This window comes from Massilia mucilaginosa, from assembly GCF_011682145.1.
GTDB lineage: Bacteria > Pseudomonadota > Gammaproteobacteria > Burkholderiales > Burkholderiaceae_D > Telluria_A > Telluria_A mucilaginosa.
In genome coordinates, this window is sequence record NZ_WHJH01000087.1 from 1 (window position 1) to 13,311 (window position 13,311).

General features: G+C 63.9%; 15 protein-coding genes. 11 read left to right on the forward strand and 4 right to left on the reverse strand.

What is annotated here, in order from left to right:
• Positions 1-120 precede the first annotated feature (120 nt).
• The 3 genes from F2P45_RS32715 to flgA form a co-directional block, all read right to left on the reverse strand.
• Positions 121-600, reverse strand: coding sequence for a flagella synthesis protein FlgN (locus F2P45_RS32715; protein WP_229505423.1), 480 nt, complete (start codon positions 598-600; stop codon positions 121-123).
• 24 nt (positions 601-624) lie between these two features.
• A complete protein-coding gene (gene flgM, locus F2P45_RS32720) occupies positions 625-930 on the reverse strand; it encodes a flagellar biosynthesis anti-sigma factor FlgM (RefSeq protein WP_166882390.1) in 306 nt (101 codons plus the stop codon).
• Between the two features lie 107 nt (positions 931-1,037).
• Positions 1,038-1,742, reverse strand: coding sequence for a flagellar basal body P-ring formation chaperone FlgA (flgA, locus tag F2P45_RS32725; RefSeq protein ID WP_166882391.1), 705 nt, complete (start codon positions 1,740-1,742; stop codon positions 1,038-1,040).
• A gap of 183 nt (positions 1,743-1,925) precedes the next feature.
• Between flgA and flgB the strand changes: the two genes are divergently transcribed.
• From flgB to flgL, 11 genes are all read left to right on the forward strand, one after another.
• Positions 1,926-2,348, forward strand: coding sequence for a flagellar basal body rod protein FlgB (flgB, locus tag F2P45_RS32730; RefSeq protein WP_166882392.1), 423 nt, complete (start codon positions 1,926-1,928; stop codon positions 2,346-2,348).
• Positions 2,349-2,350: 2 nt separating this feature from the next.
• Positions 2,351-2,752 carry a flagellar basal body rod protein FlgC gene (flgC, locus tag F2P45_RS32735; RefSeq protein WP_166882393.1) on the forward strand — a complete coding sequence of 134 codons (402 nt, stop codon included), beginning with the start codon at positions 2,351-2,353 and terminating at the stop codon, positions 2,750-2,752.
• 26 nt (positions 2,753-2,778) lie between these two features.
• Positions 2,779-3,492 carry a flagellar hook assembly protein FlgD gene (locus tag F2P45_RS32740; RefSeq protein WP_166882394.1) on the forward strand — a complete coding sequence of 238 codons (714 nt, stop codon included), beginning with the start codon at positions 2,779-2,781 and terminating at the stop codon, positions 3,490-3,492.
• Positions 3,493-3,530: 38 nt separating this feature from the next.
• Entirely contained in the window at positions 3,531-5,051 is a 1,521-nt protein-coding gene (locus F2P45_RS32745; RefSeq protein ID WP_166882395.1) for a flagellar hook protein FlgE, read from the forward strand.
• Between the two features lie 149 nt (positions 5,052-5,200).
• Positions 5,201-5,947, forward strand: coding sequence for a flagellar basal body rod protein FlgF (locus tag F2P45_RS32750; protein WP_166882396.1), 747 nt, complete (start codon positions 5,201-5,203; stop codon positions 5,945-5,947).
• Between the two features lie 74 nt (positions 5,948-6,021).
• Complete coding sequence (gene flgG, locus F2P45_RS32755; protein WP_166882397.1) at positions 6,022-6,804, forward strand: flagellar basal-body rod protein FlgG; 783 nt, start codon at positions 6,022-6,024, stop codon at positions 6,802-6,804.
• A 20-nt stretch (positions 6,805-6,824) separates the two neighbouring features.
• Positions 6,825-7,469, forward strand: coding sequence for a flagellar basal body L-ring protein FlgH (locus F2P45_RS32760; protein ID WP_166882398.1), 645 nt, complete (start codon positions 6,825-6,827; stop codon positions 7,467-7,469).
• An 11-nt stretch (positions 7,470-7,480) separates the two neighbouring features.
• Complete coding sequence (locus F2P45_RS32765) at positions 7,481-8,587, forward strand: flagellar basal body P-ring protein FlgI (RefSeq protein WP_166882399.1); 1,107 nt, start codon at positions 7,481-7,483, stop codon at positions 8,585-8,587.
• Between the two features lie 10 nt (positions 8,588-8,597).
• Entirely contained in the window at positions 8,598-9,581 is a 984-nt protein-coding gene (gene flgJ / locus F2P45_RS32770; protein WP_166882400.1) for a flagellar assembly peptidoglycan hydrolase FlgJ, read from the forward strand.
• Between the two features lie 71 nt (positions 9,582-9,652).
• A complete protein-coding gene (gene flgK, locus F2P45_RS32775) occupies positions 9,653-11,617 on the forward strand; it encodes a flagellar hook-associated protein FlgK (protein ID WP_166882401.1) in 1,965 nt (654 codons plus the stop codon).
• Between the two features lie 35 nt (positions 11,618-11,652).
• Positions 11,653-12,891: a flagellar hook-associated protein FlgL gene (flgL, locus tag F2P45_RS32780; RefSeq protein WP_166882402.1), complete on the forward strand. Its 1,239-nt coding sequence runs from the start codon at positions 11,653-11,655 to the stop codon at positions 12,889-12,891.
• Between the two features lie 235 nt (positions 12,892-13,126).
• Here flgL and F2P45_RS32785 read toward each other — a convergent pair.
• A partial coding sequence (locus F2P45_RS32785; protein WP_166882403.1) for a transposase occupies positions 13,127-13,311 on the reverse strand: 185 nt, incomplete at its 5' end.

Consider the following 13,311-nt stretch of genomic DNA (forward strand, 5'->3'; position numbering starts at 1 on the left):
CATTTCTCGGTCGTAGGTGCGCCGTCGCGCACCTACCTACGGCTACAGACCTCAAAAGTGGGTGTGAATTGGGTTCTTTTCCCACCCGTTTCGCCTCGACTCCTTCTGCCGCGCAGACTCCTAGCCGACCACGTAACGCTTGGACGGCCCGCCCGGCGCGGCCTGGCCGCTCTTGCCGTACACCGCCGCGTCGCCGCCGCCGGCCGGGGTACGCATGGCGTTGATCAGCCCCTGGGTGTGCGACAGCTGCCGGGTGATCAGCATGCCATTGATACGGTTCAATTCTTTCGCTGTGCGCGTCTTGTCCAGCAAGGCTTGCCAGCCAGATAAGGCATCGGCCGCGCCGCTCCCTTCGACCCACGCCTGCATGCCGCCGTCGTCCGCGGCAAAGCCGGCCGCCGCCAGGCACGCGTGCCGTTGCTGCGCCAGCGCCGTCATGGCGACCACCACCTGCGCCTTGCGCGGGGTGAGCTCGTCGAGGCCGGCCGTGTCGGCGCTGACCAGCAATTGCTGCTCCTGCGTCATCAAGTCCAGCACGGACGTGATCAAGGCAAGTTCCTGCGCCAGGGTCGTGCTCGGGGTCGCTGTTGGCATGGTCATGGTGGCGCTGGAAAACCGGCGCGGTTAGCGTTGTCGGGAATGCAGCAGGTCGCGCACGGTGTCCAGCAAGCCATCCGCGACTTTCTCGGAATTGACCTGGAACTGGCCGTCGGCAATCGCCAGCTTGATGCGCTCGACTTTCTTGGTGTCGAACACGCTATTGCTGTTGCCAACCGAACTGGCCATGGCCTGGCCCTGCGAGGACAGCTTGACGCTGTCGGTGCTGGCCGGGGCCGCGCTGGCGGCTTTTTCGGTGCTCTTGGCGTTGGCCGCGGGTGTACTCGCCGCAGGCAGGCCGGGGTTGGTCTTGAGGTTGTCGTTAATTTTCACAGCATCATCCTTCTTTGGGCGGAGCGGTAAAAACTCCAGGGTCTGCGTAAGTAACGGCGCATGCGGCGTAAACTTTAGCGCATTCCCGCGGGAGTTTGAACCCTTGTCTAAAAGACCACCTCCACCAATCCACCCGCCCTGGCCACCCCGCTGAGGATGGCGCCGGCCGGCGTTCTCACTTGTACCACCTGGCCATCGCTGGCGTTGCCGATCGCGCGCGCTTCGGCCGATACCCGGAAGCCGCTGCCGCTCGACACCACCCTGACCAGTTGCCCTTGCTGCACCACCGGTTTGGCGCGCAGCGCATCGAGGCGCAGCGGCGTGCCGGAGGCGAGCGACACCGTGCTGGTGCGCCCGAGCGCTTGCGCCATGTCGGTCACAACCCCGTTCGGCATCGTCCCGATGTCGCCTTTGAGCAACACTAATTGTGATTGTTCAATTGTCTGGCCCTGGACCAGCGGCACGGCGGTGGCCACGTAATCGGTCACCACGCTCACCTGTGCCTGAATATACACCGTCCAGGCGACCGGCGCGCTGCAGCGCACGCCGACCGTGGTTTTTCCGGCCGTGCGCGCCCCCGGCTGCTGGAAGGCCTGCGGGGCGGGGCAGGAGGCCAGGCTCATGCGCTGGTTGACCGGGCCGGCCGTGACCGTCACCTCGCCCGCCAGCCCCGCGTTCTGGGCGCGCAGATAGTCTTCCGCCACGCGCTTGAGCACGGCCGGGTCCTGCAAGGCCGGCGCCGGGGCGGCGGCCGGTTGTGCGAAGCAACATTGCGAGGCAAGCAAGAGGGCGGTCAACAAGGCGATTTTCATAGTGGTTGCTTTCAGGAATGAGAGCATCATAGACTTTACGCGACGCCAGCGAACCCTTGAATAGCCGTGTTTTGGCGTTCCTTATCGTTCGATTGGGCAAGCAGGGCGGCCCGTATGATTCATCCTGTCATCACCAGTACATTGCCGCCAACCCGGAGGCAGTCGACAGATGCGGAGCACGACATGATTGGCAAACTCGACGATTACATGCGCTTTAACGAGACGGCTTTGAGCCTGCGCTCGCAACGCCAGGAATTGCTGGCGTCCAACATTGCGAATGCGGACACGCCTAACTACAAGGCACGCGATATTGATTTCGCCAGCGCCCTGCAAGGCGTGCTGGCCAAGGCCATGCCGCCGGCGGGCGTGCTCAAGCAAACCGCCCCGGCCCACATGCCGACCGGCGCCGCCAAGGGCGATGTACTGGCCAACGGTACCCCGGTGATGTACCGCACCCCGGCCCAGGGCGCGGTCGACGGCAACACGGTCGACATGGATGTCGAACGCAACCAGTTCGCCGACAACGCCCTGCGCTACGAAGCGGCGGTGACCTTCATCAATATGCAGATCCGCGGCATGACCGCGGCGATCCAGGGAGGCCAGTAATCATGTCGCTGTTTAACATCTTTAACGTGTCCGGCTCGGCCATGAGCGCCCAGGCCCAGCGCCTCAACGCCACCGCCAGCAACCTGGCCAACGCCGACAGCGCCACCAGTGCCAGCGGCGAAGCTTACCGCGCCAAGCAGGTCGTGTTCGAAGCGGTTCCGACCAGCGGCGCCGGCACCGCCGTCAAGGTGCGCGAAGTGATCGAAGATCCTTCCCCGCTCAAGCAGGTGTACGACCCGAAACATCCGATGGCCGACGAGAAGGGCTATGTCGCCATGCCGAACGTGAACGTGGTTGACGAGATGGTCAACATGCTGTCGGCCTCGCGTTCTTACCAGACCAATGTCGAAACCATGAACGCGGCCAAGTCGCTGTTGATGAAAACGTTGACCATCGGTCAATAACCTGAGTAATACACTGAGAAACCGCCATGGCAACCGTCAATTCCAACGCCCCCGTGATGTCGCAAGACTTGCTCAACGCCGTCAACCCCAAGAAGCCGAAAGCGGTCGAAGGCAGCGTCGAGGCCGATACCAACAAGTTCATGACCCTGCTGGTCACCCAGTTGAAGAACCAGGATCCGATGAACCCGCTCGACAATGCGCAGATCACCAGCCAGCTGGCGCAGCTGTCGACGGTGACCGGCGTCAACAAGCTGAACACGACCATGGAATCGCTCAAGTCGAGCTACCAGAGTTCGGAAGGCTTGCAGGCCGCTAACCTGATCGGGCACGGCGTGCTGGTCGGCGGCAATGGCGTGACCCTGGCCGGCGGCAAGGGCATCATGGGCGTCCACATGGACAGCCCGGCCGACAAGGTGCAGCTGATCATTACCGATCCGAAAACCGGCAAGGATGTCCAGACCATCGACCTCGGCAAGCAGGCGGCCGGCACCGTGCCGGTGGCCTGGGATGGGGTGGTCGACCCCACCAAACTGGACGCGGCCGGCAAGCCGATCGCGCTCAAGGATGGCAATTACCTGATTCGCATCGTTGCCGAACGCGGCGGCGAAGTCTTAAAAGATGCCAAGGCCCTGTCGTTCGACACGGTCGCCAGCGTCACCACCAGCGCCAAGGATGGCGTCAAGCTGAATCTGCCCTCGCGGGGCGTCGTGGCAATGAGCGACGTCAAGCAAATTCTGTAATCAAGCCGCTACTACTTATCACTATCAGGAGAAACACCATGTCGTTTCAACAAGGACTTAGCGGCTTGAATGGCGCAGCCAAATCGCTCGACGTTATCGGTAACAACATCGCCAACGCCAGCACCGTCGGTTTCAAGGGCTCGCAGGCCCAGTTTGCGGACATGTACGCCAATTCGCTGAACGGCGCCGGCGGCAACCAGGCCGGGATCGGCGTGAAAGTCTCGCAGATCGCCCAGCAGTTCACCCAGGGTAATATCGAAAGCTCGAACAACCCGCTCGACATCGCGATCAACGGCGCCGGCTTCTTCCGCACCGATGTCAACGGCGACGTGCAATATTCGCGCAACGGCCAGTTCTCGCTCGACAAGAACGGCTTCGTGGTCAACGCCCAGGGCGCCAAGCTGACCGGATATACCGTCGGCGAGAGCGGCAACATCCTGACCGGCTCGGCCGTGCCGCTCAAGATCGACAACAAGGATATGGATCCGCTCGAAACCACCCGTGTCGACACCAAGCTCAACCTCGATTCGCGCAGCCCGCTGCCGATCAAGGTGCCGTTCAACGCGGCCGATCCGGAAACCTACAACAAGCAGACCTCGATCGACGTGTTCGACAGCCTCGGCAACTCGCACGTGATGTCGACCTTCTACGTCAAGACCGGCCCCGGCGCGTGGGACGTGTACGTCGGTTCGGACGGGGTGGAAATCACCAACCAGGCGGTTGCCGCCGCGGCCCAGACCGATGCCGGCGCGACCACCGCGCGCACCGCCTTCCAGACCGCCGCCACCGCTGTGCCGCCGGGTAACCTGCCCGCAGCAGCCGCCGCCTACGCCACCGCCGCCGGCGCCGCCGTGGCGGCCGCCGCCGGCATCGCCGGCGCCACCGCCGCCCAGCAGACCGCGATCACCACCGCCGCCACCAGCGCCGGCGGCACGCCCGGCATCACCCCGGCCGAAATCGACAAGCTGATCGCCGCCGCCGTCAAGGTGCCGGCCGTGCGCGCCGGTCACCTCAATTTCGACACCAACGGCGTGCTGAACGCCGCCGCCATGGCGCCGCAGACCCTGCCGCTGCAAATCGAGTTGCCGGTGTTCCCGCTGACGGGTTCCAAGCCGACCATCGAATTCGACCTGCATTTCGCCGGTTCGACCCAGTATGGCGACGCCACGGAAGAGAAGAAATCGAGCCAGGACGGCTACACGGCCGGTAACCTGCAGCGCTTCTCGGCCGGTCCCGACGGCACCATCCTGGGACAGTACAGCAATGGCGAATCGCGTCCGCTGGGGCAGGTGGTGCTGGCCAATTTCGCCAATCCGAACGGGCTGCAACCGCTGGGCAACAATGCCTGGGCACAGACGCCGACCTCGGGCAACCCGCTGATCGGCACCCCGAATTCGGGCAGCTTCGGCAATTTGCAGGCGTCGGCGGTGGAGAGTTCGAACGTGGATCTGACGGCGGAACTGGTCAATATGATCACGGCGCAGCGGGTCTACCAGGCCAATGCGCAGACCATCAAGACGCAGGATTCGGTGTTGCAGACCCTGGTCAACCTGCGTTAAAGCTAGCACGTCGTTCCCGCGCAGGCGGGAACCCCAGTTTCGCTGCTCAGCCAATAAATACTTGGGTTCCCGCCGAGTGCCGCCTTGGCGCGGGAACGACGGGGTTAGGGGCGGGAATGGTGTTAGCGGTATGCATCTAGGAGAAAATCATGGACAGACTCATCTACACAGCCGGCAGCGGCGCCAAGCACATCCTGGAGCAGCAGGCGACCACCTCGCACAACCTGGCCAACGTGACCACCACCGGTTTTCGCGCCCAGATCGACGCCTTCCGCGCCGTTCCCATCGTCGGCGAGAACTTGCCGCTGGCCACGCGCGCCTTTGTGGTCAACACCACGACCAGCACCGATTTTACCTCCGGCCCGCTGCAACTGACCGGCCGCGACCTGGACGTGGCGCTCAAGGGCAAAGGCTTTATCGCCGTGCAAATGCCGGACGGCAGCGAAGCCTACACCCGCAACGGCGCCCTGCAGATGAATGAAAACGGCCTGCTCACCAACAGCGCCGGCTTTGCCATCCAGGGCGATGGCGGCAGCATTACCGTGCCGCCCGAAGTGTCGGTATCGATCGGCGGCGACGGCACCATTTCGACCATCGCCAGCACCACCAAGCCGGGCGCGCCGACCATCCTGGGGCGCCTGAAACTGGTCAACCCGCCCGAGCAGGACCTGGTGCGCGGCGACGATGGCCTGTTCCGCCTGAAAAGCGGCGTGGCCGCCGATGCCGACCCGCAAGTGGCGGTCGCCGGCGGGGCGCTGGAAGGCTCCAACGTCAGCCCGGTCGATGCCATGGTGACCATGATTTCGCTGGCCCGTTCGTTCGAACTGCAAATGAGCCTGATGAAGAATGCCGAGAACAACGCGGCGAAAGCCACCCAGATCCTCGCTTTGGGTTAACGGCATGGGGCGCATAATCTCTTCATTGATCGGTGCGTGGCGATGTTCGCCGGCCGCCGTTACTGGAGAAGACCATGATTCGTTCCCTTTTTATCGCCAAGACCGGCCTCGAAGCGCAGCAGACCAACCTGGACGTCATCACCAATAACCTGGCCAACGTCAGCACCAACGGCTTCAAACGCAGCCGCGCCGTCTTCGAAGACTTGCTGTACCAGAATGTCCGCCAGCCAGGCGCCCAATCCTCGCAACAAACCCAGCTGCCCTCGGGCCAGCAGATCGGCACCGGCACCCGCGTGGTCGCGACCGAACGCATCCACACCCAGGGCAATCCCCAGCAGACCGGCAACTCGAAAGACGTGATGGTCAACGGCGCCGGTTTCTTCTCGGTGCTGATGCCCGACGGTACCGCCGCCTACACCCGCGACGGCTCGTTCCAGACCGATTCCAACGGCCAGCTCGTCACCTCGTCCGGCTTTGTCGTGCAGCCTGCGATTACCGTGCCGTCGAATGCGCTGTCGCTGACCGTGGGGCGCGACGGCACCGTCTCGGTGACCCTGCCGGGCACCGGCGCGCCATCCCAGATCGGCAGCCTGCAACTGACCACCTTCGTCAATCCGGCCGGGCTGGAGTCGAAAGGCGAAAACCTGTACGTGGAAACCGGTGCCTCGGGCAATGCCAACACCAACACCCCCGGCACCAACGGCTCGGGCGTGCTGCTGCAAGGCTATGTGGAAACCTCGAACGTGAACGTGGTCGAGGAAATGGTCAACATGATCCAGACCCAGCGCGCCTACGAGATCAACAGCAAGGCGATCACCACGTCCGACCAGATGTTGCAAAAACTGTCGCAGCTGTAAGCGCGGCCAGGAGAATCCTCATGAAGACCTTTCTTATCGTTTCCCTGCTGGCGCTGAGCGGCTGCGCCGCCACCCCGAGTTCGATCGTGCAGCGTCCGACCAGCGCGCGTCCGCTCATGGCCGAGCAGGGCGCGCCCGCCAACGGCGCCATCTACCAGAGCTCGCAGTACCGCCCGCTGTTCGAAGACCGCCGCGCGCGCCATATCGGCGACATGCTGACCATTAACATCACCGAGCGCACCTCGGCCGTGAAAGCCGGCGCCAGCTCGGGCAACAAGTCCGGCTCGGCCAGCTTTGCCGCACCGGGCGTGATGAGGAGCGTGTTCGGCGCCGCGGTCGGGGTCGAAGGCGCCAACAAGTTTTCGGATTCGGACAACCAGAGCGCCAGCAATACCTTTACCGGCACCATCGGCGTGACCGTGACCGAAGTGCTGCCGAACGGGAACCTGATCGTGGCCGGCGAGAAGCAGGTGGCGATGAACAAGGGCGTCGAGTTCATCCGCTTTTCGGGGATGATCAGCCCGGACAATATTGGCACCGGCAACACGGTCTCGTCGACCCAGGTGGCCGATGCGCGCGTCGAGTACCGCACCAACAGCCAGATCGACCGCGCCGAAATGACGGCGATGGTGTCGCGTTTCTTCCAGTCCCTGCTGCCATTCTGATCGGAATTCCCATGCGTGCATTCCTGAACACCGCTGCCCTGGCTTTGTCCCTGACCCTGCTGCCGCAGGCCGTCCAGGCCGAGCGCCTGAAAGACCTGACCACGATCGCCGGCGTGCGCCAGAATCAGCTGAGCGGCTACGGCATCGTGGTCGGCCTCGACGGCAGCGGCGACCAGACCACCCAGACCCCGTTCACGGTGCAGTCGATCATGTCGATGCTGCAAGCGAAGGGCGTGAACATGCCGCCGGGTACCAGTTTGCAGCTCAAGAACGTGGCCGCAGTGATGGTCACGGCCTCGCTGCCAGCCTTCGCCCAGCCGGGCCAGACTATCGACATCACGGTCTCGTCCATCGGTAACGCCAAGAGCTTGCGCGGCGGCACCCTGATCATGACGCCGCTGCAAGGCGCCGATGGCCAGGTGTACGCCATGGCGCAGGGCAATGTGCTGGTCGGCGGCGTCGGCGCGCAGGCGGGTGGGGCGCAGGTGCAAGTCAATCATCTGGCGGTGGGCAAGATTTCGGCCGGCGCCACGGTGGAGCGCGCCGTCGCCTCGAACCTGGGCGAGAACAACCAGATTCGGCTGGAACTGAACACCACCGATTTTTCCACCGTGGCGCGGGTGGTCGAAGCGATCAACAACCATTTTGGCCCGGACATCGCCACCGCGCTCGACGGGCGCGTGATCCGCGTGCGGTCGCCCTCGTCGAGCGACCAGCGGGTGGCCTTCATCGGCATCCTGGAAGGGCTGGAAGTCAATCCGTCCAAGCTGGCCGCCAAAGTCATCATGAACGCGCGCACCGGTTCGGTGGTGATGAACCAGACCGTCACGCTCGACACCTGTGCCATTTCGCACGGCAACCTGTCGGTGACGATCAGTTCCGATCCCCAGGTCAGCCAGCCGGGTCCGTTTTCGGGCGGGCAGACCGTGGTCACCCAGAACACCCAGGTCGAAGTGAAAAAGGATCCGGGCAAGGTGGTCATGCTCAAGGGCGGCGCCTCGCTGGCCGAAGTGGTCAAGGCGATGAATGCGATCGGCGCCTCGCCGCAAGACTTGCTCTCGATCCTGCAGGCGCTGAAAGCGGCCGGATCGCTGCGCGCCGAACTCGAAATCATTTGAGGATGCCATCATGATCGGCCCATCGAACGACCTGAGCAGTAAGTTCGCCCTCGACACCAATGCCTTGGGCGGGCTCAAGCAGTCGGCCAAGGCCGGCTCGCCGGAAGCGCTGAAAACCGCGTCGACCCAGTTCGAGGCGATGTTCATCAACATGATGATGAAAAGCATGCGCGACGCCACGCCGCAGGGCGAAGGCATGCTCGACAGCCAGCAAACCAAGACCTTCACCAGCATGCTCGATCAGCAGATGAGCCAGAACCTGGCCAAGCGCGGGGTCGGCCTGGCCGACGTGCTGATCCGCCAGCTGAGCACCACGGCCGCCAATGCGCAGGCGCTGGCGATCAATGGCGACCCGATCGCCCAGCCGGCCCAGCCGTTTACCATTGCCAACGACCAGCCGGCCAAGCGGATCGCCATGCCGCCCGGACGCGATGCCGGAGAAATGATCACCTCGCCGGGTGCGCTGCTCACGCCGACCACGACCACGACCGGCGCCCCGTCCACCCCGGGCGTGAGCGCGAGCGGACGGCCGCAGTCGCCGCATGTGCGCGCGTTCCAGGAAAAGCTGGGCGCGCATGCCGACGAAGCGGCGCGCGCGACCGGGATTCCGGCCAAGTTCATGCTCGGCCAGGCCGCGCTCGAATCGGGCTGGGGCCGGCGCGAGATCCGCAATGCCGACGGCGGCACCAGCCACAACCTGTTCGGCATCAAGGCCGGCCCTGGCTGGACTGGCAAGGTTGCCACGGCGGTCACGACCGAGTATGTCAACGGCAAGCCGCAGACCCGGGTCGAGAAATTCCGCGCCTACGATTCGTATGCCGACAGCTTCAAGGATTACGCGAAACTGATCACCAACAACCCGCGCTACGAAAAAGTGCTGGCCAACGCCCAGGATGCGGCCGGTTTCGCCCAGGGCTTGCAGAAAGCCGGCTACGCCACCGATCCGCTGTACGCGGCCAAGCTGACCAAGATTATCCAGCGCAACCTGGCGTAAGACTGGGCGCGGCGCTCAAGTTTTTTGATAACTTGCCGTAGACAGAGATATTCAAGGAAAGAAACCACATCATGTCTGGAAATCTTCTCAACATTGGCAAGACCGGTTTGTTCGCTGCGCAAGTGGGGCTGTCCACGACCGGGCATAACATCGCCAACGCCAATGTGGCAGGCTACAGCCGCCAGACGATTGTCCAGTCGAGCGGCATCGCCCAGAACTACGGCTATGGTTTCGTCGGCAGCGGTACCGAAGTCGAGCAGATCAAGCGCTATTCCGACAGCTTTTTGAATGGCCAGGTGCGCTCCGCCCAGACCCAGGTCAGCTCGCTCAATGCCTTCTATTCGCAGATCAGCCAGGTCGACAACTTGCTGTCGGACACCACATCCGGCCTGTCGCCGGCCTTGCAGGATTTCTTCAAGGGCGTGCAGGACATGGCCTCGAACCCGTCCTCGGCCGCCTCGCGCCAGGCGGTGCTGTCGAACGGCGAATCGCTGGTGTCGCGTTTCCAGGGCATCAACGACCGCCTGAGCGAGATCCGCCAGGGCGTCAACAGTGAAATCACGGCCAAGGTGGGCGTGATTAATTCCTACGCCCAGCAGATCGGCCAGCTCAACGACAAGATCGCCCAGCTGAGCACCGGCACCGGCGCCGAGCCGAACGACTTGATGGATGCGCGCGACCAGCTGATCGCGGACCTCAACAAGGAAGTCAAAACCACGGTCACGCGCGGCAACAACAACAGCCTGACGGTCGCCATCGGCAGCGGCCAGCCGCTGGTGGTGGGCAACAAAGCCTTCCAGCTGACAGCCACCACCTCGCCGACCGACCTGAGCCGGGTGCAGGTCGGCCTGGTCACGGGCAGCAATGTGACCGTGCTGGCCGACAGCGCGCTCTCGGGCGGCGAATTGGGCGGCTTGATGGAATTTCGTTCCGGCACCCTCGACCGTACCCAGAATTCGCTCGGGCGCGTGGCCATTTCGCTGGCGCAGACTTTCAATGCCCAGCACCGTCTCGGGATCGATTCGGCCGGCAATCCGGGCGGCGACTTCTTCACGGTCGGCGCGCCGGTGGTCGGGCGCAACATCAATAACGCGGTCGGCAGCACCACCGATGTCAAGGCGGCCATCGTCGACCCGGCCGCGCTGACCCAGAGCGACTACAGCGTCAGCTACGACGGCAGCAATTACACGGTCACGCGCCTGTCGGACAAAAAACCGTTCCCGGTCACGCCGTTCCCGCAGACCGGGCCGCAGGTCATCGATGGCGTGGCGTTTACCGTCACCGGCAGCGCCAGCGCGGGCGACAGCTTTCTGGTGCGCCCGACCGTCAATGGCGCGTCCGACTTTTCGATGGTGATCAACGAGCGCAATGCGATTGCGGCGGCGGCGCCGATCAGCACCAGTGTGCCGCTCAGTAACAAGGGCACGGGGACTATCAGCGAAGGCAATATCGACGCTTCCTACCTGACGCCGGGCAATGCCCTGACGGCGCCGGTCAACCTGACCGTGGGCGGCGCCCCGGCCGGCTTGTCGGGCTTCCCGGCCGGCCAGGCCGTGACGGTGACCAACAACGGCACGTCCACGACCTATCCGGCCGGCACCCCCTCGATTCCGTTCACGGCGGGCGCCAACTACAACTTCGGCGGCGTGAACCTGAAATTTGCCGGCACGCCGGTGGCGGGCGACACCTTCACGGTCGCGCCCAACAACAACGGCACGGCCGACAACCGCAATGCGCGCCTGTTGGGCAACCTGCAGACCAAGCCGATCCTGGATGGCGGCAAGGCCACCTACCAGTCGGCTTACGCCGAGCTGGTCAGCTTTGTGGGCAACAAGACGCGCGAAGTGCAGGTCAACAGCCAGGCTGGCGACACCCTGCTCAAGCAGGTGACGGCGGCGCAGCAGGATGTGTCCGGCGTGAACCTGGATGAAGAAGCGACCAACCTGCTCAAGTACCAGCAAGCCTACCAGGCGGCCGGCAAGGTGATGCAGATGGCCAGCACCCTGTTCGACACGGTCCTGTCGATCAGTCGTTAATTACATCGTTGCTTAGTTCAGTCGGGGAAACCAGCATGCGCATCAGCACCAACACCATCTACGCCAACGGCACCGGCCAGCTCGGCAGTTTGCAGAGCCAGTTGGCCAAGACCCAGATGCAGCTGTCGACCAACCGCCGCCTGGTGACGGCCGCCGACGACCCGGTCGCGGCCGCGCGCGCGCTTGAACTGGCGCAATCGCAATCGGTCAACGAGCAGTTCAAGGTCAACCGCATGAACGCCAACAGTTCGCTGGGGCAGGTGGAAGGCGCGCTGACCAGTGCCACCACCCTGATGCAGGAAATCCAGCGTTTGTCGGTGTACGCCGGCAATGGCTCGCTGACGCCGCCCGACCGCGAAGCGATCGCGATCGACCTCGAATCGCGCATGCAGGACTTGCTGGCGGTGGCCAATACGGAAGACGGCGTGGGCGGCTATCTGTTCGCCGGGCACCGCGCCAACACCCAGCCGTTCACCCAGACCGCCGGCGGCGCCCAGTACAACGGCGACCAGGGCCAGCGCATGTTGCAGGTCGGTTCGTCGCGCACGATGCCGGTCAGCGAGACCGGGAATGCCATTTTTGAACGGAACATGACCGGGAATGGCGATTTCCAGACGCGTGCCGCCGCGGCCAATACCGGTTCCGGGCTGGTGTCGCCGGGGACGGTGACCGACAAGTCGGCGCTGACCGGGCACAATTACAGCGTGACGTTTTCGGTGACGGCGACCACGCCGCCGGTGACGACCTACATGGTGACCGATACCACCACCAACGAATCGATTCCGCGCCCACCGGCCGTGGCCACGCCGCAGCCGTACAAGACCGGGCAGCAGATCGCGTTCGACGGCATGGCGCTCGACGTCAAGGGCGAGCCGGGCAACGGCGACAGCTTTACCACCGAGCCGAGCGTGAACCAGTCGGTGTTCAAGACCATTACCGATCTGGTGTCGGCGCTGCGCCAGCCGGTGATCGGGGCGGGCGGCAAGGCGCAACTGGCCAATAGTCTGAGCGTGGCCAATGCCAACCTGACGTCGTCGCTCGATAACATCCTGTCGGTGCGCGCCTCGTTCGGCTCGCGCATGCAGGAACTCGATTATCTGGACAGTGCCGGGTCGGACCGGGATATCCAGTATCAGACCGCGATATCGAATCTGGTGGACCTGGACATGGTCAAGGCGCTGTCGCAGTTCGCGCAGCAGCAGACCACCTTGGAAGCGGCGCAGAAATCGTTCAAGGCCTTGTCGGGATTGTCGCTGTTTAATTACATCGGGTAAGAGCGCTGGCGGGGCTGGCTGTGCCCGCGCGCGACGCGGCGCTCGCCGCACATTGTAAGGCTGAAAAAATCCACCGCATTCGGGTACAACGGGGCACCTCGAATTACCGGTAAATCCCGCGTAATCGCCGGTCGCGAGGCCGGCAGATGCGCTTTTTTGATGTCAGACCAAGCCGCTCCCGCCCATTTTATGGGCGCTGAACCTCGTTTTGTGCAGTCCGGACGGACTGCGGGCGTCAGAACGCCTCGACCCTGGCCTCCTTCAAGTAGACCAGGCGCCGCAAATTGTAAGCGGCGACCTTCCAATTGAGCTGCAACGTGGCGCGCGCCAGTCCGATCGTGCGCAGGCCCTTGCCGCCCATCTCGGCCAGGCCGGCAAACACATGCTCGATCCGGGCGCGGGTCTTGGCGATGCGCGTAT

Excerpts from the sequence above, each read along its gene's own strand:
- F2P45_RS32740 (WP_166882394.1), top strand. The coding sequence starts at position 2,779 with ATGGCAACCGTCAATTCCAACGCCCCCGTGATGTCGCAAGACTTGCTC.
- flgL (WP_166882402.1), top strand. The coding sequence starts at position 11,653 with ATGCGCATCAGCACCAACACCATCTACGCCAACGGCACCGGCCAGCTC.
- flgG (WP_166882397.1), top strand. The coding sequence starts at position 6,022 with ATGATTCGTTCCCTTTTTATCGCCAAGACCGGCCTCGAAGCGCAGCAG.
- F2P45_RS32715 (WP_229505423.1), bottom strand. The coding sequence starts at position 600 with ATGACCATGCCAACAGCGACCCCGAGCACGACCCTGGCGCAGGAACTT.
- F2P45_RS32760 (WP_166882398.1), top strand. The coding sequence starts at position 6,825 with ATGAAGACCTTTCTTATCGTTTCCCTGCTGGCGCTGAGCGGCTGCGCC.
- F2P45_RS32765 (WP_166882399.1), top strand. The coding sequence starts at position 7,481 with ATGCGTGCATTCCTGAACACCGCTGCCCTGGCTTTGTCCCTGACCCTG.
- flgC (WP_166882393.1), top strand. The coding sequence starts at position 2,351 with ATGTCGCTGTTTAACATCTTTAACGTGTCCGGCTCGGCCATGAGCGCC.
- flgK (WP_166882401.1), top strand. The coding sequence starts at position 9,653 with ATGTCTGGAAATCTTCTCAACATTGGCAAGACCGGTTTGTTCGCTGCG.
- flgA (WP_166882391.1), bottom strand. The coding sequence starts at position 1,742 with ATGAAAATCGCCTTGTTGACCGCCCTCTTGCTTGCCTCGCAATGTTGC.
- flgB (WP_166882392.1), top strand. The coding sequence starts at position 1,926 with ATGATTGGCAAACTCGACGATTACATGCGCTTTAACGAGACGGCTTTG.
- flgJ (WP_166882400.1), top strand. The coding sequence starts at position 8,598 with ATGATCGGCCCATCGAACGACCTGAGCAGTAAGTTCGCCCTCGACACC.
- F2P45_RS32750 (WP_166882396.1), top strand. The coding sequence starts at position 5,201 with ATGGACAGACTCATCTACACAGCCGGCAGCGGCGCCAAGCACATCCTG.
- F2P45_RS32745 (WP_166882395.1), top strand. The coding sequence starts at position 3,531 with ATGTCGTTTCAACAAGGACTTAGCGGCTTGAATGGCGCAGCCAAATCG.